The 20,153-nt window shown below is 74.6% G+C and carries 17 protein-coding genes and 1 pseudogene; 12 read left to right on the top strand and 6 right to left on the bottom strand.

The window, feature by feature from the left end:
- Positions 1–15: 15 nt before the first annotated feature.
- The 3 genes from ACQP26_RS21460 to ACQP26_RS21450 are packed head-to-tail and all read right to left on the bottom strand — an operon-like array spanning position 16 to position 2,083.
- Positions 16–612: a TetR family transcriptional regulator gene (locus ACQP26_RS21460; protein ID WP_269704930.1), complete on the bottom strand. Its 597-nt coding sequence runs from the start codon at positions 610–612 to the stop codon at positions 16–18.
- A complete protein-coding gene (locus ACQP26_RS21455; RefSeq protein WP_433493831.1) occupies positions 609–1,364 on the bottom strand; it encodes an ABC transporter permease in 756 nt (251 codons plus the stop codon). The genes ACQP26_RS21460 and ACQP26_RS21455 overlap by 4 nt, the downstream gene beginning before the upstream one ends.
- Positions 1,361–2,083 (bottom strand): ABC transporter ATP-binding protein, encoded by a 723-nt coding sequence (locus ACQP26_RS21450; protein WP_269704932.1) that lies wholly within the window; start codon positions 2,081–2,083, stop codon positions 1,361–1,363. The genes ACQP26_RS21455 and ACQP26_RS21450 overlap by 4 nt, the downstream gene beginning before the upstream one ends.
- A 110-nt stretch (positions 2,084–2,193) precedes the next feature.
- Between ACQP26_RS21450 and ACQP26_RS21445 the strand changes: the two genes are divergently transcribed.
- The 5 genes and pseudogenes from ACQP26_RS21445 (at position 2,194) to ACQP26_RS21425 (ending at position 6,080) form a co-directional block, all read left to right on the top strand.
- Positions 2,194–2,583: a MerR family transcriptional regulator gene (locus ACQP26_RS21445; protein ID WP_051611426.1), complete on the top strand. Its 390-nt coding sequence runs from the start codon at positions 2,194–2,196 to the stop codon at positions 2,581–2,583.
- Between the two features lie 151 nt (positions 2,584–2,734).
- Positions 2,735–3,334, top strand: a pseudogene (locus ACQP26_RS21440) (phosphoribosyl-AMP cyclohydrolase); the annotation flags it as partial.
- A gap of 228 nt (positions 3,335–3,562) precedes the next feature.
- Complete coding sequence (gene hisI, locus ACQP26_RS21435) at positions 3,563–3,976, top strand: phosphoribosyl-AMP cyclohydrolase (RefSeq protein WP_269707052.1); 414 nt, start codon at positions 3,563–3,565, stop codon at positions 3,974–3,976.
- Positions 3,973–5,526 carry an anthranilate synthase component I gene (locus ACQP26_RS21430; RefSeq protein ID WP_269704933.1) on the top strand — a complete coding sequence of 518 codons (1,554 nt, stop codon included), beginning with the start codon at positions 3,973–3,975 and terminating at the stop codon, positions 5,524–5,526. Before hisI ends, ACQP26_RS21430 begins: the two co-directional genes overlap by 4 nt.
- Complete coding sequence (locus ACQP26_RS21425) at positions 5,523–6,080, top strand: Trp biosynthesis-associated membrane protein (RefSeq protein ID WP_269704934.1); 558 nt, start codon at positions 5,523–5,525, stop codon at positions 6,078–6,080. The genes ACQP26_RS21430 and ACQP26_RS21425 overlap by 4 nt, the downstream gene beginning before the upstream one ends.
- Here the strand turns inward: ACQP26_RS21425 and ACQP26_RS21420 are convergent.
- Positions 6,073–6,348: a hypothetical protein gene (locus tag ACQP26_RS21420; RefSeq protein ID WP_269704935.1), complete on the bottom strand. Its 276-nt coding sequence runs from the start codon at positions 6,346–6,348 to the stop codon at positions 6,073–6,075. The genes ACQP26_RS21425 and ACQP26_RS21420 overlap by 8 nt on opposite strands.
- 445 nt (positions 6,349–6,793) lie before the next feature.
- Between ACQP26_RS21420 and trpC the strand changes: the two genes are divergently transcribed.
- From trpC to trpA, 3 genes are read left to right on the top strand one after another with little or no spacing between them, the layout of a single operon-like run.
- Complete coding sequence (gene trpC, locus ACQP26_RS21415; protein ID WP_269707053.1) at positions 6,794–7,597, top strand: indole-3-glycerol phosphate synthase TrpC; 804 nt, start codon at positions 6,794–6,796, stop codon at positions 7,595–7,597.
- 34 nt (positions 7,598–7,631) lie between these two features.
- Complete coding sequence (trpB, locus tag ACQP26_RS21410) at positions 7,632–8,858, top strand: tryptophan synthase subunit beta (protein WP_269704936.1); 1,227 nt, start codon at positions 7,632–7,634, stop codon at positions 8,856–8,858.
- Between the two features lie 4 nt (positions 8,859–8,862).
- Positions 8,863–9,666, top strand: coding sequence for a tryptophan synthase subunit alpha (gene trpA, locus ACQP26_RS21405; protein ID WP_433493830.1), 804 nt, complete (start codon positions 8,863–8,865; stop codon positions 9,664–9,666).
- Between the two features lie 212 nt (positions 9,667–9,878).
- Here trpA and ACQP26_RS21400 read toward each other — a convergent pair whose 3' ends face one another.
- Positions 9,879–10,415 (bottom strand): NUDIX hydrolase, encoded by a 537-nt coding sequence (locus ACQP26_RS21400; RefSeq protein ID WP_433493829.1) that lies wholly within the window; start codon positions 10,413–10,415, stop codon positions 9,879–9,881.
- A gap of 102 nt (positions 10,416–10,517) precedes the next feature.
- Between ACQP26_RS21400 and lgt the strand changes: the two genes are divergently transcribed.
- Both lgt and ACQP26_RS21390 read left to right on the top strand, forming a co-directional pair.
- Positions 10,518–11,723 carry a prolipoprotein diacylglyceryl transferase gene (gene lgt, locus ACQP26_RS21395; RefSeq protein WP_433493828.1) on the top strand — a complete coding sequence of 402 codons (1,206 nt, stop codon included), beginning with the start codon at positions 10,518–10,520 and terminating at the stop codon, positions 11,721–11,723.
- 11 nt (positions 11,724–11,734) lie between these two features.
- Positions 11,735–12,922: an FAD-dependent oxidoreductase gene (locus ACQP26_RS21390; RefSeq protein ID WP_433493827.1), complete on the top strand. Its 1,188-nt coding sequence runs from the start codon at positions 11,735–11,737 to the stop codon at positions 12,920–12,922.
- A gap of 63 nt (positions 12,923–12,985) precedes the next feature.
- Here the strand turns inward: ACQP26_RS21390 and ACQP26_RS21385 are convergent, their stop codons facing one another.
- Complete coding sequence (locus ACQP26_RS21385) at positions 12,986–13,828, bottom strand: GNAT family N-acetyltransferase (protein WP_433493826.1); 843 nt, start codon at positions 13,826–13,828, stop codon at positions 12,986–12,988.
- A gap of 146 nt (positions 13,829–13,974) precedes the next feature.
- On the opposite strand from ACQP26_RS21385, the gene gltB reads away from it, so the two are divergent.
- Both gltB and ACQP26_RS21375 read left to right on the top strand, forming a co-directional pair.
- Positions 13,975–18,630: a glutamate synthase large subunit gene (gene gltB / locus ACQP26_RS21380; protein ID WP_433493825.1), complete on the top strand. Its 4,656-nt coding sequence runs from the start codon at positions 13,975–13,977 to the stop codon at positions 18,628–18,630.
- Positions 18,623–20,128, top strand: a complete 1,506-nt coding sequence (locus ACQP26_RS21375) for a glutamate synthase subunit beta (protein ID WP_269704943.1) — start codon at positions 18,623–18,625, stop codon at positions 20,126–20,128. The genes gltB and ACQP26_RS21375 overlap by 8 nt, the downstream gene beginning before the upstream one ends.
- Positions 20,129–20,153: the final 25 nt, after the last annotated feature.

The raw sequence follows: 20,153 nt of genomic DNA, 5'->3' as shown, positions 1-20,153 counted from the left end.
CCGGGCGCGGACGCCTCAGGTGACGTCGCCGGTGAGGTAGCGCTGGACCGTGGGACCGATGGCTGCCACCAGCGTCGCCGGCTCGGCGGTCGCGACCGCGTCGAGGCGGAGCACGTACCGCATCATGGCCAGCCCGGCGAGCTGGGTGGCGACCAGGCCGCCGCGCAGCGCGCGCTGCTCCGGGTCGACGCCGAGATGGTCGAACACCCGGCGCAGCACCTGCGTGACCAGGAACTCGCGCAGCAGCCGGGCGGTCCACTCGTTGCTCACCGCCGAACGCAGCAGCGCCACCGCGGCGGTGCCGGTGGGGGAGTCCCAGACCTCCAGGAACATCCGGACCATCCGCTCGCCGAGCCCGTCCGCGCCGCCGGCGAGCACCGCCGGCAGCAGCCGTCCCGGGTCGGCCGGGAACGCCGTCGCGGCCCGGAACAGATCCTCCTTGCCGCCGAAGTAGTGGTGCACGAGCGCCGGGTCCACGCCGGCCGCCGCGGCGATCGCCCGGATCGACGCGGCGTCGTAGCCACGCTCGGCGAACGCCTCCCGCGCCGCGGCGAGGATGGCCTCGCGGGTGTCCGGGCTGCCGGGCCGCCGCCCGGTGCGCCGCGCGCTCACCCGCTGCGCCGGCGCAGCGTCGCGGCGGCCAGCACCAGCGCCGCCACCGCCGCCCCGGCCACGATCGCCACGTCCCGCCACATCGTCCCGGTCGGCTCGGCGTGCGCGCCGACCTCCTGCAACGCCTCGACCGCGTACGACAGCGGCAGCGCGTCGCTGACCGCCTGCAGCCAGCCGGCCATCTGGTCGCGGGGCACGAACAGGCCGCACAGCAGCAGTTGCGGGGCCACCACCACCGGCATGAACTGGACCGCCTGGAACTCGGTGCGGGCGAACGCCGAGCAGAACAGCCCGAGCGCCACCGCCAGCACCGCGTTCACCCCGGCGATCAGCACGACCAGCCACGCGCTGCCCGCTGTCTGCAGGCCGAACACCCGGTACGCGACGACCGAGGCGACTGTGGACTGGAGCACCCCGGCCAGGCCGAACGCGATGCCGTACCCGAACAGCAGGTCGAGCTTGCCCAGCGGCGTGGTGAGCAGGCGCTCCAACGTGCCGGTGGTGCGCTCGCGGAGCATGGCGATGCTGGTCACGAGGAACATGATGATGAACGGGAAGAAGCCCAGCATGATCAGGGCCACCCGGTCGAACGTGCTCGGCGCGCCGGGCGGGGCGGGCTGGTCGACGTACATGAAGTAGACGAGCGTGAGCAGCACCGACGGCACCAGCACGAGCAGCGCCACGGTCCGCCGGTCGTGGCGGAGCTGACGCAGGATGCGTCCGGTGGTGGCGGCCAGGATCGGTCCGTTCATCGCGCTTCCCCCTCGGCGTCGCGGATCAGGCGCAGGAACGCCTCCTCCAGGTCGTCGGTCCCGGTGGCGGCGCGGACCGCGGCCGGGGTGTCGTCGGCGACCAGCCGGCCCTCGCGGATCAGCAGCAGCCGGTCGCAGCGGGCGGCCTCGTCCATCACGTGGCTGGAGACCAGCAGCGTGGTGCCGGCCGCGGCCATGGCGTGGAACCGGGCCCACAGGTCGGCGCGCAGCACCGGGTCCTGGCCGACTGTGGGTTCGTCGAGCACGACCAGCTCCGGCTCGCCGACCAGCGCGCACGCGAGCGAGGCGCGGCTGCGCTGGCCGCCGGAGAGCGTGCCGACGAGCTGGTCGGCCGCCTTGCCGAGGCCGACGTCGGTCACCGCGCGGTCGGCCTCGGCGCGGCCCCGGCCCTGCAGCACCGCGAAGTAGCGGGCGTTCTCCCGCACCGTCAGGTCGGCGTAGACGCTCGGCGCCTGCGTCAGATAACCCACCCGCCGGCGCAGCTCGGCCGAGCCCGCTGGGCGGCCGAGCACGTCGACGGTGCCGGCACCGACCGTCTGCACGCCGACCACCGCGCGCATCAGCGTGGTCTTGCCGCTGCCGCTGGGCCCGAGCAGTCCGGTCACGGTGCCCCGGGGCACCCCGCAGCTGATGCCGTGCAGCACCCGCCGCCCGCCCCGGTCGACCACCAGCTCGCGGACCGACACCGCGTCGTCCATGCTCGCCTCCGTCAATTCATCACCCGTTGAACTCAACGGTAGGTGAATTCCTCCGCCACGGCAACGAGGGACTTGACTTCGAGTGGGCTCGAACTGGAAGCCTGGAGGGCGTGGACATCAGCACGCGGGAGATGAGCCTCACCGTGGGTGAGGCGGCGGAACGGGTCGGCCTGACCACCTACACGCTGCGCTGGTACGAGCAGGAGGGCCTGGTGGGTCGCGTCGGGCGGGACTCGTCGGGCCGCCGGCGCTACACCGAGTCCGACGTCAACTGGCTGTTCCTGCTCACCCGGCTGCGGCGGACCGGCATGCCGGTCCGTGACATGCGCCGCTACGCGGAGCTGGCCCGGCACGGGGACAGCACGCTCGGCGCGCGACGGGCGCTGTTCGAGGCGCACCGGGCCCGGGTGCTGGCCCGGATGGCCGAACTGGAGGAGGACCTGAAGGTCCTCGAGTACAAGATCGACGCATACCGCCGGGCGGAGGAGGAGTCGGGCTGACCGCCCCGGTGGCGGACAGGGAGTCCGGCACCGGAAGATCGGGTCTCGGCAGCATGGCGTCGTGGGCCCAGCTTCGTTGTCCGACACCGGGTTCCTCGACGACTGGGCCGCCCGGCTGCGGCAGGCCGCCGACCGGCCGGTCGTCGGGATCATGCTGCGCGGCAGCCACGCCCGGCGGGCCGCCACCGAGCACAGCGACGTGGACGTGGACGTGCTGGTGGCCGCCGACGAGGGACGCGCCGCCGCGGGGCACCGGCGGTCCACGTCCCGCCGCGGCACGCCGTACGCGGCCCGCCGGGCGTACCTGACCGAGTACGGCGGTCGCCTCGTGCACGTCTCCGTGGCCGCCCGCGACGTCCGCTCCTGGGTGCGCCGCCTGAGCCAGCCCGCCGACTGGGCGTTCGGCCTCCCGGTCACCGCGCCCGCCCGGCTGCTGTGGGCGGTGCCGGAGTGGCGCCGCCGGATCGACCTGCCCGTGCTGTGCCAGCCCGCCGACGAGCCCCGCCTGGAGGAGCTGCTCGCGACGCTGGGCAAGGTCGCCGCCGCCCGGGTGGCCGACGACCCGGTCGGGGTCCGGCTCGCGGCGGCCGACCTGGCCCGGCTCTGCCCCTCGGTGCTGCGGCCGGCGAACCCGTCGGTGCGCGTGGTGTCCCGCCGCGCCGCCCTGTCCGCCGCGCTGGACCTGCCGGTCGCCCCGCCCGGCTACCGCGACGACATGCTGCTCTGCCTCGGGCTGCGCGCCGGTGACCCGGCCGCTGTCGGCGCCGCCGCCGGACGGCTGGTCACCGGCATCCTCCCGCTGGTCCGCCCGTACGCGGACGAGATCGCCGCCACCCACGGCGCGGACCTGGCCGAGGCGCTCGTCGACGGCCGGGTGGACCGCTACCTCGGTCAGTTCGGCCGGGCGCTGGCGACAGTGACGCCCGCCTCCCGGGACACGTCGGCGGTACCCGGGCCGCGTGCGGGAGAATGGTCAACCGTGCCCGCCCCTGACGCGCCGCTGACCGGCGCCCCCAGTCCCGGCCCGGCCCGGCCGTCCCGGCTCGACCCGGCCATCGCGGCGAAGCTCCGCCGCACCCCGGACGGCCTGGTCGCCGCCGTGGTCCGCGCCCACGACTCGGGCGAGGTGCTGATGGTCGCCTGGATGGACGACGAGGCGCTGCACCGCACGCTCACCACCGGCCGGGCCACCTACTGGTCGCGCAGCCGCGGCGAGTACTGGGTCAAGGGCGCCACCTCGGGCAACCACCAGTACGTGCGCTCGGTGGCGCTCGACTGCGACGGCGACGCGCTGCTGGTCAGCGTCGAGCAGGTCGGGGCGGCCTGCCACACCGGGCAGCGCACCTGCTTCTTCACCGACCTGCCGGTCAGCTCCCCGGAGGTGACCCCGTGACCGACGGCACCGTCAGCCCGGACCGGTCCACCTTCGCCGACCTGGCCGCCCGCTGGCGGGTCGTGCCGGTGACCCGGCGGCTGCTCGCCGACGCGGAGACGCCGGTCGGGGTCTACCGCAAGCTGGCCGGCGGCCCCGGCACGTTCCTGCTGGAGTCCGCCGAACAGGGCGTCGGCTCGGCCGGCACGGCCTGGTCGCGCTACTCGTTCATCGGCGTGCGCAGCAGCGCCACGCTGACCGAGCGCGACGGCGCGGCGAGCTGGACCGGCACCCCGCCGGCCGGCGTGCCCACCGGCGGCGACCCGGTCACCGTGCTGCGCGAGACGGTCGCCGCGCTCGCCGGGCCCGGCTGGGATCCGGCCGGTGACATGCCGCCGCTGACCGGCGGCCTGGTCGGCTACCTCGCCTACGACCTGGTTCGCCGCTTCGAGCGCCTGCCCGAGCTGACCGAGGACGAGCTGGACGTGCCCGAGCTGGGCATGATGCTCGCGACCGACCTGGTGGTCCTCGACCACTACGAGGGCTCAGCGATCCTGGTCGCCAACGCCGTGCTGCCGCCGCTGGACGACCCCGGCCGGGCAGAGCGGGTCGACGCCGCGTACCACCACGCCGTGGGCCGGCTCGACGCGATGACCACCGCGCTGTCCCGGCCGATTCCGCCCATGGTCTCGACAGTGGACCGGCCCGGCGTCGGCGAGGTGGTCAGCCGCACCCCCGAGGGCGGCTACCCGAAGGCCGTGGAGACGGCCAAGGAGGCGATCCGGGCCGGCGAGTGCTTCCAGATCGTGCTCAGCCAGCGCTTCGAGCGTCCCACCGAGGCCGACCCGCTCGACGTCTACCGGGTGCTGCGCACGACGAACCCCAGCCCGTACATGTACCTGCTGCGCTTCGACGGCTTCGACATCGTCGGCTCGTCGCCGGAGGCGCACCTCAAGGTCAGCGCCGGCCCGGACGGGCGGCGGCGGGCGTTGCTGCACCCGATCGCCGGCACCCGGCCGCGCGGCGGCTCCCCGGACGGCGACGCCCGGCTCGCCGCCGAGCTGCTCGCCGACCCGAAGGAACGCGCCGAGCACGTGATGCTCGTCGACCTGGGCCGCAACGACCTGGGCCGGGTGTGCCGGCCGGGCACTGTCGAGGTGCCCGAGTTCGCCACCATCGAGCGCTACAGCCACGTCATGCACATCGTCTCCACAGTCGTCGGGGAACTGCGTGAGGACCGCACCGCGTTCGACGCGCTCGCCGCGACGTTCCCGGCCGGGACGCTCAGCGGCGCGCCGAAGGTGCGCGCCATGGAGATCATCGAGGAGCTGGAGCCGGTGCGGCGCGGCGTCTACGGCGGCACCGTCGGCTACTTCGCGTTCGGCGGCGACCTCGACATGGCCATCGCGATCCGCACGGCGCTGATCCGCGACGGCCGCGCCTACGTGCAGGCCGGCGCCGGGATCGTGGCCGATTCCGACCCCGACGCCGAGGACCGGGAGACGCGCAGCAAGGCCGCCGCCGTGCTCGCCGCCATCGCGGCCGCCGAGACGCTGCGGGCGGCCCGGTGAGCGCGCCCGGTACCACCGCGCCGCCGGCCCGCGGCCGGCGCGAACTCGCGTACGCGGTGCTGCTCTGCCTGGCCGGCGCGGGCCTGGCCTGCTGGGCGGTCACCCGGACCTGGGCGGTGGAGACGACCGCCCGGGGGTCGCTGCCGTCCGGGCGGGCCGAGCGCACCGGTACGGACCTGCTGCCCTGGGTGCTGGCGCTGACCTACGTGGGACTCGCCGGCGGTGGCGCGGTGCTCGCCACCCGGGGCCGGCTGCGCCGTCTGCTGGGTCTGCTGCTGGCCGCCGTCGGCGTGGCCGTGGCGGCCGGCGGCGGGATCGGCCTGACCGAGGCGGGGGTCAGCCGGCAGTGGCCGGTGCTGGTGCTCGCCGGCGGCCTGGCCCTGGCGGCCGGTGGAGTGTTCACCGCGCTGCGCGGCGACGGCTGGCCGGCGATGGGCGCCCGGTACGAGCGGCGATCCGCCCCGGCGGACGAGCCCGGCCGTCCGGCGGTCGAGCGTGGCACCCGGGACGCGTGGGACGCGCTGGACCGGGGCGAGGACCCGACGGTCAGCTGACCGGCTGCGCCTCGCGGGCGTCGCGCCGCTGCCGGGCCGCGGCCCGCGCGGCGGTCAGCTCGGCCACCAGCCGCTCCAGCTCGCGGCGGTGGGCGGCGCGGGCCCGGTCGGCGCAGACCGCCTCCCAGGCGTTGCCCCGTGCGGTCCGCATCCGGCCGTCGCCGGCCGTCGCGCGCTCCAGCGTGTGCACCACGCCGACGGCGAGGGAGGCGACGGTACGGGAGATGGTGGTCAAGCCGATGGTCTGGGTCGGCCCGTTGGCGCTCATGGTCACCCCATACGAGATCGTTGGCGACGGTCGGCAGCCGCCGGCGTCGAGTGTGCCCGACGACGATGCTTCCGGGTGGACGTTTCGCCGCCGTGAAGCACAGGTCAACGCTGTCGTACCGGGCGCCACCTGGGCAGGGCCGGAGGTCCTTGAGCTTGGTCACAGCCCGCCACGTGGAACCGGCCCTGCGGCCCCGGAACGATCGTGGTGAGATAGGGATGGGTGACGGTCGATGCCAGCGGTGGCGCTGCGTGACATGGCGTTCACCGGAAGTCGGCCATCATGCCACAGCCCATGTCGTGAGGTGCGCCATACCCCCGGGCACTCGTCGCCAGGTGGCGCCCCCTAGCATCGGCCCATGACGCCCGGAGAGGGGAGTCCGTTGGTGACTGCTGAGCATGCGCACGCGGAGGGGGACGACGCCGGAGCGGCGCCGTCCGCAGGGGTGCTCGACGAGATCCTGGCCGGCGTGCGCGAGGACGTGGCCCGGCGCCAGGAGCAGATTCCGCTGGAGCGGATCCGGGAACTGGCCGCCGCCGCGCCGCCGCCGCTCGACGCGTACGCGGCCCTGCGCCGCCCCGGCGTCGCGGTGATCGCCGAGGTGAAGCGCTCGTCGCCGTCCAAGGGGCGGCTGGCCGAGATCGCCGACCCGGCGGACCTGGCCGGCGACTACGCGGCAGGTGGCGCGCGGGCGATCAGCGTGCTCACCGAGGGCCGCTGGTTCGGCGGGTCGCTCGACGACCTGGCCGCGGTGCGGGCCGCGGTGAACGTGCCGGTCCTGCGCAAGGACTTCGTCGTCTCCAGCTACCAGGTGCACGAGGCCCGCGCGCACGGCGCCGACCTGGTGCTGCTGATCGTCGCCGCGCTGGAGCAGAACGTGCTGGTCGGGCTGCTGGAGCGGATCGAGTCGCTGGGCATGACCGCGCTGGTCGAGGTGCACACCGAGGAGGAGGCGGACCGCGCCCTGGAGGCCGGTGCGCAGGTGATCGGCGTGAACGCCCGCGATCTGCGTACCCTGGAGGTTGACCGCTCGGTGTTCGAGCGGATCGCGCCCGGCCTGCCGAGCAGCGTCGTCAAGATCGCCGAGTCCGGGGTGCGTGGTCCGCACGACCTGATCCGGTACGCCTCCGCCGGCGCAGACGCCGTGCTGGTGGGCGAGGGCCTGGTCACCCAGAAGAGCCCGCGCGAAGCGGTCGCCGAGCTGGTCAACGCCGGTAACCACCCGGCCACGCCCCGCCCGGTGCGCTGAGCCGCCGGGCACCCGATCCGAGAGGACGCCCGCGATGAGCGCCGCACCCGCAACCGGCCCGGTTCCCGACGCCGCCGGTCACTTCGGCCGGTTCGGCGGCCGGTTCGTCCCCGAGGCGCTCGTCGCCGCGCTGGACGAGCTGGACGCGGCGTACCGGAAGGCGATGGGCGACGAGGACTTCCTCGCCGAGTTCGACGCGCTGCTGCGCGACTACGCGGGCACCCCCTCGCTGCTCTACGAGGCCCGTCGGTTCTCCGCGCAGATCGGCGCGCGGGTCCTGCTCAAGCGCGAGGACCTCAACCACACCGGCGCGCACAAGGTCCGCAACGTGCTGGGCCAGGCGCTGCTCACCAAGCGGATGGGCAAGCGGCGGGTCATCGCGGAGACCGGCGCCGGCCAGCACGGCGTCGCCACCGCCACCGCCGCCGCGCTGTTCGACCTCGAGTGCGTCGTCTACATGGGCCAGGTGGACACCGAGCGGCAGGCGCTGAACGTGGCGCGGATGCGGATGCTCGGCGCCACCGTCGTCCCGGTGACCGCCGGTTCGCGCACGCTCAAGGACGCGATGAACGAGGCGATGCGGGACTGGGTCGCCAACGTCGAGGACACGCACTACCTGATCGGCACCGCCGCCGGGCCGCACCCGTTCCCGGAGATGGTCCGGGACTTCGTGCGCGGCATCGGCGAGGAGGCCCGCCGGCAGTGCCTGGACCTGACCGGCGCGCTGCCGGATGCGGTCGCGGCCTGCGTCGGCGGCGGCTCCAACGCGCTGGGCATCTTCCACGCGTTCGTGCCGGACACCGGGGTCCGGCTCTACGGCTTCGAGGCCGGCGGCGAGGGCGTCGACACCGGCCGGCACGCCGCCAGCATCACCGGCGGCTCGTCCGGCGTGCTGCACGGCACCCGCACGTACGTCCTCCAGGACGCCGACGGGCAGACCATCGAGTCGCACTCGATCTCGGCCGGCCTGGACTACCCGGGCGTCGGGCCGGAGCACGCCTGGCTGCACGACACCGGCCGGGCCACCTACCTGCCGGTGGACGACGCCGACGCGATGGCCGCGTTCGAGCTGCTCTGCCGCACCGAGGGGATCATCCCGGCGATCGAGAGCGCGCACGCGCTCGCCGGCGCCCGCGCGATCGCCCCCCGGCTCGCCGAGGAGCTGGGCCGGGAGCCGGTGATCGTGGTCAACCTGTCCGGGCGGGGCGACAAGGACGTGCACACCGCCGGCGCGTACTTCGGCATCCTCGACAAGGAGTGACAGCGTGAGCCGCATCGGGGTCGCCTTCGACAAGGCGCGGGCGGACGGGCGGGCGGTGCTGGTCGGCTGCATGCCGGCGGGCTTCCCGACCGTCGAGGGCAGCATCGCCGCCATGACCGCCATGGTCGAGGCGGGCGTGGACGTCATCGAGGTGGAGATCCCGTACTCCGACCCGGTGATGGACGGCCCGGTGATCCAGAAGGCGAGTGACATCGCGCTCGCCGGGGGCGTCCGCGTCGCGGACACGCTGCGCGCCGTCGAGGCGGTCGCCGCGACCGGGGCGAGCGTGGTCACCATGACCTACTGGAACCCGATCGAGCAGTACGGCGTGGACGCGTTCGCCCGCGACATGGCCGCCGCCGGCGGCACCGGCCTGGTCACGCCGGACCTGATCCCCGACGAGGCCGCCGAGTGGCTGGCCGCCTCGGACGCGCACGGCCTGGACCGGACGTTCCTGGTCTCGCCGTCCTCGACCGACGCGCGGCTGCGGATGACCGCCGAGCACTGCCGCGGGTTCGTCTACGCCACCGCGATCATGGGGGTCACCGGCGCGCGGGCGCAGACCTCCGAGGCGGCCCCGGTGCTGGTCTCCCGGCTGCGGGAGGTCACCGACATCCCGGTCGGCGTCGGGCTGGGCGTGGGCACCGGCGCGCAGGCCGCCACCGTCGCCGGGTACGCCGACGCGGTGATCGTGGGCAGCGCGCTGGTCCGGTGCGTGCTGGACGCCCCGGACCAGACCACCGGCCTGACCGCCCTGCGCAAGCTCAGCGCCGAACTGGCCGACGGAGTCCGCAACCCCGCTCGCTGACGCCCGGGTTCCGCTCCGTCGCTACCTGCTTGATCGACTCCATTTCGCCGAGCTGGCGTGGTCCAGGACGCCGGGACACCGCCACCTCGCCGAACTGGTGTCGATCAAGCGCGAGCGCGACCCGGCCGCCCGAGATCTTGGTACGAAACGGCCCTCATAGGGGCCGAAACGTACCAAGATCTTCAAGGTGTCCCGCGTGAGTGGGAGGGTGGTCAGCGGCTACTGCTGTCGGCCTGCTCGGATGCGCGCTGGCCGGGCGGGGCGGGCGGCCCGTCGCCGGGTGGCGTGAGCGCGTCGGCGGTGGTCGTGTGCCGCAGCACGCCGGAGCGCCCGGCGAGTGCGTCCGCGACCGCCGCGCGCGTCGTGGGGGTCAGCACGTCGGGCAACTCTTGCGGCGGCCACCACCGAGGCAGGCACCCGGTCGCCGGTTCGCCCGCCGGTCCGGCGTCGGCCGGCGCGGCGCGGAACACGTGCACCAGCACGTCCGGCCGCGAGCCGCACCGCCCGGCCGGTGGGGCGGGCGCCTGCGGATCGGTGACCCGGTAGAGGCCCACCAGGTCAGCCGGCTCCACCGCCCAGCCGGTCTCCGCGCGGACCGCCCGGACGACGGCGTCCGCCGGGCTCTCGTCGTGACGCAACCGGCCGCCCGGCAGGCCCCAGCGCCGGGCCCCCTCGGACCGGCGGCAGAGCAGCAGCCGGCCGGATGCGTCGGTGACGACAGCGGCGACCGCCCAGGTGAGCGGGCTCATGGACAAAGAGCCTACGACCGTGCAAACCAGATGTCATCCGACCCGCGCGGCAGGCGGCCCGGGGTGCCGCGCACACAGTCCGCACCGGTACCGTGTGCACCCGTGACCCTCGCCCCGATGACCCCACTGGCGGCCATGCCCAGCCCCAGCACCGCCGTCTGGCAGTTCGGTCCGGTTCCGATCCGGGCGTACGCGCTCTGCATCATCCTCGGCATCGTGGTGGCCTGCGTGGTCACCGAGTACCGGCTGCGCCGCCGCGGTGTCGCGCCGGGCGCGGTGCTCGACATCGCCGTCTGGGCGGTGCCGGCGGGCATCATCGGCGCGCGGATCTACCACGTGATCACCTCGCCGGAGAAATACTTCGGCGCCGGCGGCGAACCGATCAAGGCGCTCTACATCTGGGAGGGCGGCCTCGGCATCTGGGGCGCGGTGGCCGGTGGCGCGGTCGGCGCGTGGCTCGCCGCCCGGCAGCTCGGCATCCCGTTCACGGTGATCGCCGACGCGCTGGCGCCGGGCCTGCCCCTGGCGCAGGCGGTCGGCCGCCTGGGCAACTGGTTCAACAACGAGCTGTACGGCGGGCGCACCACGCTGCCCTGGGGCCTCGAGGTGCACGTGATGGACCCGGACAACCCGGGGCACGCGCTGCGCGACGACGCCGGCAACCCGGTGCTCCAGCCGGGGCTCTACCACCCGGCGTTCCTCTACGAGGCGCTCTGGAACATCGGCGTCGCCGCGCTGGTGCTCTACCTCGACCGCAAGCTGCGGCTCGGGCGCGGCCGGGCGTTCGCGCTCTACGTGATGGGTTACACGGCGGGCCGGTTCTGGATCGAGCTGATGCGCACCGACGAGGCGAACCTGATCCTCGGCGTACGCCTCAACGTCTGGACCGCCGCGCTGGTCTTCCTCGGCGCGCTGGCCTACTTCATCCGGGTCCGCGGTCCCCGCGAATACCTGGTGCCGGTGGGCGAGCCGGCCCCCGCTGCCGGCCCCGCGGGCGACGTGTCCCAGGTCGACCTCTCCGCCCGGGACGCCGACGTACGACCGGTCGCGCCCGAGGGCTACCGGGTGGTGACCGAGGACCAGTTCGAGGCGTACCGGAAGACCGGCGTGCTGCCCCCGGTGGAGCCGCCGGCCGACGACGAACCGGCACCGGCCGACTCCGCCGCCGACACCGCGACCGACGGCGACGACAGCGCGGACGCCGACCGGGCGGACGGCGACGGCACGGACCCGGAACGGGCGGACGCCGAGCGGACGAACGCCGGCCGGGCTGACGGCGGCGGGCGCCCGGCGGACCGGGACAGCTGAGCGGGGGAGTCATGCGCAGCGCGGTGGTGGTCGGCGCCGGCCTCGGCGGAATGGCGGCGGCCGGTGTGCTGGCCCGGTCGGGCTGGCAGGTCACGCTGCTGGAACGCGCCGACCGGGTCCGCCCGGAGCCGACCGCCGTGGTGCTCTGGCCCAACGGGGTCCGCGCGCTGCGTGCCCTCGGGCTGGGCGACGGGCTGGACGCGATCGCCACCCCGCTGCCCGACGGCGGCGTCCGCCGGCCGGACGGCCACTGGCTGGTGCAGGCCCGGTCCACGCCGGCCGAACGGATGCCGGTGGTGGTGCACCGGGAGGATCTGCACGACGCGCTCATCGCGGGCCTGGGTGACCGGGTCGAACTGCGGACCGGCGTGACGGTGCGGACGGTACGCGCGGCGTCGGGCGAGCGTCCGGCGGTGGGCGACGGCCGGCACACCTACGAGGCGGACCTGGTGGTGGCCGCCGACGGCACCGACAGCGAGATCCGGCGGCACCTCGCCCCGGAGACCGCCGTGGTCAGCTCCGGCTGTGCCGCCTGGCGCGCGGTCATCCCCTGGTACCGCGCCCCGCAGCTGCCGGACGACCAGCCGGTGCACGGCGAGACGCTCGGCGCCGGATACCGCTTCCTGGCCGCCTCGCTCGGCGAGCGGGGCACCGCGGGCGCCTCCCGCCGGGGCGGCGTCTACTGGGTAGCCACCGCCGCGGGCGCGCCCCGCCCGGAGCCGCCGGAGATCCAGCTCGCGCTGCTCAAGCGCTGGTTCGCGGGCTGGCCCGCCCCGATCGCCACGCTGCTGGAGGCGACCGACCCGGAGGACGTCGTCCAGCAGGAGATCCGTGAGCTGCGTCCGCTGCCGAAGGCGTACGGCTTCCCGGCCGGCCCGGGCGGCGTGGTGCTGCTCGGCGACGCCGCGCACGCCATGCCGCCGCACCTCGGGCAGGGCGCCTGCCTGGCGTTCGAGGACGCGGCGACGCTGGCCGGGCTGCTGCGGGAGTCGCGGCTGCCCGACGCGGTGACCGCGTACGACAGGTTGCGCCGCCCCCGGGCGGCCACGATGGTCCGGCAGACCCGGCGGATGTCGGCGGTCCTGCAGGCTCGGGGCCGGCTGGCGCTCCGGGCCCGGGACGCCGCCCTGGGCACGATCAGCCCGCGACTGCGCAACACCGCCGCCGCGGCGGCCGCCGCCTGGCAGCCGCCGTCCTGACCGTCCTGACGCGGCCCTCGGGGGCGCGCGGTCCCCACGCGGGCGGGCGGCCCGCGCCGGTGCTCAGATGACGGCTGCGGGCTCGGCGATGCAGGCGGTGCCGATCCGGCGGAACCCGACCCGCAGGTAGACGCGGGCGATGTCCTCGCTGCCCGCGCTCAGGAAGATCAGGCCGGTGCCGGCGGCGCGCAGTTCCCGGGCCAGGGTGGCGGTCACCGCGGCGCCCAGCCCGCGCTGCCGGGCGGACGGCAGCGTGGCCACGCCGGCGATCTCCGCCACGTCGTCGACCCGCATCGCCATCCCGCTGGCGAGCGCGCCCTCGTCGGGCGTCTCGGCGAGCACCGAGATGCGCCGCCCGTCGGCGACCCGGGCCGCCTCCTCCTCCAGCGCGGCCACGTCCAGCTGGGCGAGGGCGGCGTCCCGCTCGGCCGGTCCGGCCTCGCCGCGCGCCGTGCCGCCGTTGGCGAAGCCGACCGCCGCGACGGCCCGCCGCAGCGCGATGTCCGCCGCGAAGCCGGGGTCGCCGGGGTCCAGCACCCGCACCGGTACGTCGCTGAAGGTCCCCGGCTCGGGCAGCCGCTCCGGCTCCAGCAGCATCAGCGGTGCCTCCAGCACGCTGAGCCCCGCCGAGCGGGCCACCGCCAACAGGTCGGGCTGGTGCTCGTGCACCCACTCGAACGCCTCCGGCAGGCCCAGTTCCCGCTGCCGCGCGCGGACCGCCGTGACGTCGGCGAGCGTGGGCGCCTCGGTGGCGTCGTGCCGGGGCCGGGCGTAGAACGGCCAGCCGTCCCCGTCCCGGACGAACAGCACCAGAGCGCCGTAATCCTCGGTCCGGGCCCCGTCGCGGGGCACCGCGTCGTAGAACCGCTCCAACCGGGCGAGTACGTCAGCGCGTGCGAGATCCACCGCGCGAGACTACACGTCCCAGCATCTGGAAGTGTGATCAATCTGAACTGGTCTTGCGCCGGAAGCCCTAACGTAGACTCAATAAACCGCAGAGGGCCGACGTCGTCCCCAATCATGATCCATCCTGAGTGACGACAGGAGGCCCGGTGGCCTTTCCGTACCCTCACAGCCCGCAGCCGGCCCCACCGACCGGGCTCTACGACCCCGCGTACGAGCACGACGCCTGCGGCGTGGCCTTCGTGGCCGACCTGCACGGGCGGCGCTCGCACCAGGTCGTCGCGAACGGCCTCGGGGCGCTGTGCCGGCTCGACCACCGGGGCGCCCGGGGCGCGGAGCACAACACCGGGGACGGCGCCGGCATCATGATCCAGGTGCCGGACGCGTTCCTGCGCGCCACCGTCGACTTCCCGCTGCCCCCGGCCGGCCAGTACGCCACCGGCCTGGTGTTCCTGCCGGACGACGACGCGGCCGAGGCCCGTGCCCGCCAGGTGGTCGACAAGTACGCGCTGGTCGAGGGCGCCGAGGTGCTCGGCTGGCGGGAGGTGCCGACCGACCCGTCCGATCTGGGGGAGACCGCGCTCGCGGCGATGCCCCGGGTCCGGCAGCTGTTCGTCGCCGCGCACCGGCTGACCGGCTCGCCGGACGGCCCGGCCGGCTCCCCGCTGACCGGGCTCGACCTGGACCGGGTGGCGTTCTGCCTGCGCAAGCAGGTCGAGCGGGAGACCGCCGAGCGGGGCGTGCCGGCATACTTCCCGTCGCTGTCCGGCCGCACCATGGTGTGGAAGGGCATGCTCACCCCGGACCAGCTCCCGGCGTTCTACCCGGAGCTGACCGACGAGCGGGTGGTCAGCGCCATCGCCCTGGTGCACTCGCGGTTCTCCACGAACACGTTCCCGTCCTGGCCGCTGGCGCACCCGTACCGGTTCATCGCGCACAACGGCGAGATCAACACGATCCGCGGCAACCGCAACTGGATGCAGGCCCGCGAGGCGCTGCTGCGCAGCCCGAGCATCCCCGGCAACATCCGCCGGGTCTTCCCGGTCTGCACGCCCGCCGCGTCCGACTCGGCCAACTTCGACGAGGTGCTGGAACTGCTGCACCTGGCCGGGCGGAGCCTGCCGCACGCGGTGCTGATGATGATCCCCGAGGCGTGGGAGAACGACCCGGACATGCGCGCCGACAAGCGCGCGTTCTACCGCTTCCACGCCAGCCTGATGGAGCCGTGGGACGGCCCGGCGTCGGTCGCGTTCACCGACGGCGAGATCGTCGGCGCGGTGCTGGACCGCAACGGCCTGCGCCCGGGCCGCTGGTGGCACACCGCCGACGGCCTGGTGGTGCTCGGCAGCGAGGCGGGCGTGCTCGACCTCGACCCGGCCACCGTGGTCGCCAAGGGCCGGCTCCAGCCGGGCAAGATGTTCCTGGTCGACACCGTCAACGGCCGGATCGTCTCCGACGACGAGATCAAGACCGAACTGGCCGCCGAGCAGCCGTACCAGGAGTGGCTGCACGCCGGCCTGATCGAGCTGGACGACCTGCCGCCGCGCGAGCACACCGTCTACACCCACGACTCGGTACGCCGCCGCCAGCAGACGTTCGGCTACACCGAGGAGGAGCTGAAGATCCTGCTCGGCCCGATGGCCCGCAGCGGCGCGGAGCCGATCGGCTCGATGGGCACGGACACCCCGATCGCCCCGCTGTCCACCCGGCCGCGGCTGCTCTACGACTACTTCCATCAGCTGTTCGCCCAGGTCACCAACCCGCCGCTGGACGCCATCCGGGAGGAACTGGTGACCAGCCTGGCGTCCACCATCGGGCCGGAGGGCAACCTGCTCGACCCGGGCCCGGCGAGCTGCCGGCAGATCGTGCTGCCGTACCCGGTGATCGACAACGACGAGCTGGCCAAGATCCTGTCCATCGACGAGGACGGCGACCTGCCCGGCTTCAAGGCGGTGCGGGTCTCCGGGCTCTACCGCCTGCGCGACGGCGGCGCCGGCATCAAGGCCCGGCTGACCGAGATCTGCCGGCACGTCTCCGAGGCGATCGAGGACGGCGTCCGCATCCTGGTGCTCTCCGACCGGGACTCCAACGCCGACCTGGCCCCGATCCCGTCGCTGCTGCTCACCGCCGCGGTGCACCAGCACCTGGTCCGCGAGCAGACCCGTACCCAGGTGGCGCTGATCGTCGAGTCCGGCGACTGCCGCGAGGTGCACCACGCGGCCGTGCTGATCGGGTACGGCGCGGCGGCGGTCAACCCGTACCTCGCCTTTGAGTCGGTGGAGGACATGATCTCCACCGGCGTACTGGCCGGCGTCGACCGGGTGAAGGCCGTCCGCAACTACGTCAAGGCGCTCGGCAAGGGCGTCCTGAAGATCATGTCCAAGATGGGCATCTCGACCGTGTCCTCGTACTGCGGCGCGCAGGTCTTCGAGGCCGTCGGCCTGGACACCCGCCTGGTCCAGCGGTACTTCCGGGGCACGCCGAGCACCATCGGCGGCATCGGGCTGAACGAGATCCACGCCGAGGTGGCGGCCCGGCACGCGCGGGCCTGGCCGGCGCCGGGCGCGCAGGCCACCGACCGGCTGGAGGTCGGCGGCGAGTACCAGTGGCGCCGCGAGGGCGAGCTGCACCTGTTCAACCCGGAGACGGTCTTCCTGCTCCAGCACGCCACCCGCAGCCGCCAGTACGACGTGTTCCGGCAGTACACCGCCAAGGTCGACGAACTGGCCGCGCAGGCGGGCTCGCTGCGCGGGCTGTTCACGCTGCGCACCGGCGTACGCCCGGCGGTGCCGCTGGACGAGGTCGAGCCGGCGAGCGAGATCGTCAAACGCTTCGCCACCGGCGCCATGTCGTACGGGTCGATCTCGGCGGAGGCGCACGAGACGCTCGCCATCGCGATGAACCGGCTCGGCGGCAAGTCCAACACCGGCGAGGGCGGCGAGGACGTCGAGCGGCTGCACGACCCGGCGCGCCGCTCCGCGGTCAAGCAGATCGCCAGCGGCCGGTTCGGCGTGACAAGCGAATACCTCGTCAACGCCGACGATCTGCAGATCAAGATGGCGCAGGGCGCGAAGCCCGGCGAGGGCGGGCAGCTACCCGGCAACAAGGTCTGGCCGTGGATCGCCCGGACCCGGCACGCCACCCCGGGCGTCGGCCTGATCTCCCCGCCGCCGCACCACGACATCTACTCCATCGAGGACCTCGCCCAGCTCGTCCACGACCTGAAGTGCGTCAACCCGGCCGCCCGGGTGCACGTCAAGCTGGTCAGCGAGGTGGGCGTGGGCACCGTCGCGGCGGGCGTGGCCAAGCTCAAGGCCGACGTCATCCTGATCTCCGGGCACGACGGCGGCACCGGCGCGTCCCCGCTGAACTCGCTCAAGCACGCCGGCACCCCGTGGGAGCTGGGCCTGGCCGAGGCGCAGCAGACGCTGCTGCTCAACAAGCTGCGCGACCGGGTGACGGTGCAGGTCGACGGCCAGCTCAAGACCGGCCGGGACGTGCTGATCGCGGCGCTGCTCGGCGCCGAGGAGTTCGGCTTCGCCACGGCGCCGCTGATCGTCGAGGGCTGCGTGATGATGCGGGTGTGCCACCTGGACACCTGTCCGGTCGGCATCGCCACCCAGAACCCGGTGCTGCGCGAGCGCTTCACCGGCAAGCCGGAGTTCGTGGAGAACTTCTTCCTCTTCCTCGCCGAGGAGGTCCGCGGCTACCTGGCCGAGCTGGGCTTCCGCAGCATCGACGAGGCGATCGGCCACACCGAGCTGCTCGACGTGGCCGGTGCGATCGACCACTGGAAGGGCCACGGGCTCGACCTGAGCCGCGTGCTGCACCTGCCGGAGCTGCCCGAGGGTGCGGCCCGCCGGGGCGTACGCGCCCAGGACCACGGCCTCGACGTGGCGCTGGACAACCGGCTCATCGAGCTGGCCGGGCCGGCGCTGCGCGACGGCACCCCGGTGCGGGTCGAGGTCGAGGTCCGCAACGAGCACCGCAGCGTCGGCGCGATGCTCGGCGGCGAGGTGACCCGCCGCTTCGGCGGCGCGGGCCTGCCCGACGACACGATCGAGTTCCGGCTGCGCGGCACCGCCGGCCAGTCGTTCGGCGCGTTCCTGCCGCGCGGGGTCACGCTGCGCCTGTACGGCGACGCCAACGACTACGTCGGCAAGGGCCTGTCCGGCGGGCGGATCGTGGTCCGGCCGGACGCCGGCGCGCCGTTCGTCGGCGTGGACGCCGCGCCGGGCCGCCGCGCCGAGGACCAGATCATCGCCGGCAACACCATCCTGTACGGCGCCACCGGCGGCGAGGTATACCTGCGCGGCCGGGTGGGGGAGCGGTTCGCGGTCCGCAACTCCGGCGCCGTCGCGGTGGTCGAGGGCCTCGGCGACCACGGCTGCGAGTACATGACCGGCGGCACCGTCGTGGTGCTCGGGCCGACCGGGCGCAACTTCGCCGCCGGCATGTCCGGTGGCACCGCGTTCGTGCACCGGCTCGACCAGCGGCTCGTCAACGCCGAACTGGTCGACCTGGCGCCGCTGCGCGACGAGGAACGCGACCGGCTGCACGAGCTGGTCCAGCGGCACTTCGCCGAGACGGACTCGGCGGTCGCCGAGGACCTGCTCAAGCGCTGGCCGCAGGCGGTGGAGGAGTTCACCGCAGTGGTGCCCCGGGACTACCGCCGGGTCATGGAGATCATGCGGGCCGCCGAAGCCGCCGGCCGAGACGTCGACGACGCGGTGATGAGTGCCCTCTCTCCCGCACCGGTACCGCCCGCGCCGCGGGCGGTCGCCCAGGAGGTGGCTCGTGCCTGACCCGAACGGTTTCCTGCGCTACGACCGGCGGCTGCCGGCCCGCCGTCCGGTGCCGGTGCGCATCTCCGACTGGCGCGAGGTCTACCCGCCGGCCGGCGAGGAGCTGATCCGCGAGCAGGCCACCCGCTGCATGGACTGCGGCATCCCGTTCTGCCACGACGGGTGCCCGCTGGGCAACCGCATCCCGGACTGGAACGACCTGGTCCGCACCGGCAACTGGGACGCCGCGGTGGAGTCGCTGCACGCCACCAACAACTTCCCCGAGTTCACCGGCCGGCTCTGCCCGGCGCCGTGCGAGGCGGCCTGCGTGCTCGGCCTGGGCGGCCAGCAGCCGGTCACCATCAAGCAGGTCGAGGTGGAGATCGCCGACGCGGCGGTGGCCCGCGACGGCCTGCGGCCCCGGCCCGCCGCTGCCCCGACCGGCCGGTCGGTCGCGGTGGTCGGGTCCGGTCCGGCCGGGCTGGCCGCCGCGCAGCAGCTCGCCCGCGCCGGTCACACGGTCACCGTGTACGAGCGCGACGACGCGATCGGCGGCCTGCTCCGCTACGGCATCCCCGACTTCAAGCTGGAGAAGCAGCACATCGACAAGCGGCTGGCGCAGCTCACCGCCGAGGGTGTGCGCTTCCGTACCGGCGTCGAGGTCGGCGTCGACGTGACCGCCGAGCAGCTGCGCGCCGAGCACGACGCGGTGCTGCTGGCCTGCGGCGCGTTGCAGGGCCGGGACACCCCGGAGACGCCGGGCCGGCCGCTGCGCGGCGTGCACCAGGCGATGGCGCACCTGGTCGCCGCGAACCGGGTGGTGGCCGCCGCCGGGGACGGGAAGCCCGCCCTGGCGACGCTGCCCGACGGTACGCCGATCGACGCCGCCGGCAAGCACGTGGTGATCATCGGCGGTGGCGACACCGCCGCGGACTGCCTCGGTGTGGCGCACCGGCAGGGCGCGGCCGGCGTGCACCAGCTCGACCTCTACCCGCAGCCGCCGTCCGAGCGGGACGCGGAGCGGGACCCGTGGCCGACCTGGCCGTGGGTGCTGCGCAACTACCCGGCGCACGAGGAGGGCGGCGCGCGGGTCTTCGCCGTCGCCGTGCAGGAGTTCGTGGACGACGGCACCGGCCAGGTCCGCGCGGTCCGGATCGCCGAGGTGACAGTGGAGAAGGTGGACGGTCGCCGGATCGTCACGCCGCTGCCCGGCTCGGAACGGGAGATCCCGGCCGACCTGGTGCTGCTCGCCATCGGCTTCGAGGGCACCGAGGAGCAGCCGCTGCTGGCCCAGTTCGGGGTGGCCCGCAACGGCCGGGGCGCTGTCGACGCCCGCGGAGACTGGCAGGCCGCCGACGGCGTCTTCGTCGCCGGTGACATGCACCGGGGCGCTTCGCTGATCGTGTGGGCGATCGCCGAGGGACGCGCCGCCGCGGCGGCGATCCACGCGTACCTGGGCGGGGTGGGCGAGCTGCCCGCTCCGGTCGACCCGGCCCGCCAGCCGCTCGCCGCCAGATGAAAGGAAGGGCCCCCTCTTAACGCCT

Source organism: Micromonospora sp. CA-248089, from assembly GCF_050948515.1.
GTDB lineage: Bacteria > Actinomycetota > Actinomycetes > Mycobacteriales > Micromonosporaceae > Micromonospora.
This window is presented reverse-complemented; position numbering and strand designations above follow the sequence as displayed.

Excerpts from the sequence above, each read along its gene's own strand:
- ACQP26_RS21455 (WP_433493831.1), bottom strand. The coding sequence starts at position 1,364 with ATGAACGGACCGATCCTGGCCGCCACCACCGGACGCATCCTGCGTCAG.
- ACQP26_RS21450 (WP_269704932.1), bottom strand. The coding sequence starts at position 2,083 with ATGGACGACGCGGTGTCGGTCCGCGAGCTGGTGGTCGACCGGGGCGGG.
- ACQP26_RS21420 (WP_269704935.1), bottom strand. The coding sequence starts at position 6,348 with ATGAGCGCCAACGGGCCGACCCAGACCATCGGCTTGACCACCATCTCC.
- trpB (WP_269704936.1), top strand. The coding sequence starts at position 7,632 with ATGAGCGCCGCACCCGCAACCGGCCCGGTTCCCGACGCCGCCGGTCAC.
- ACQP26_RS21400 (WP_433493829.1), bottom strand. The coding sequence starts at position 10,415 with ATGAGCCCGCTCACCTGGGCGGTCGCCGCTGTCGTCACCGACGCATCC.
- ACQP26_RS21390 (WP_433493827.1), top strand. The coding sequence starts at position 11,735 with ATGCGCAGCGCGGTGGTGGTCGGCGCCGGCCTCGGCGGAATGGCGGCG.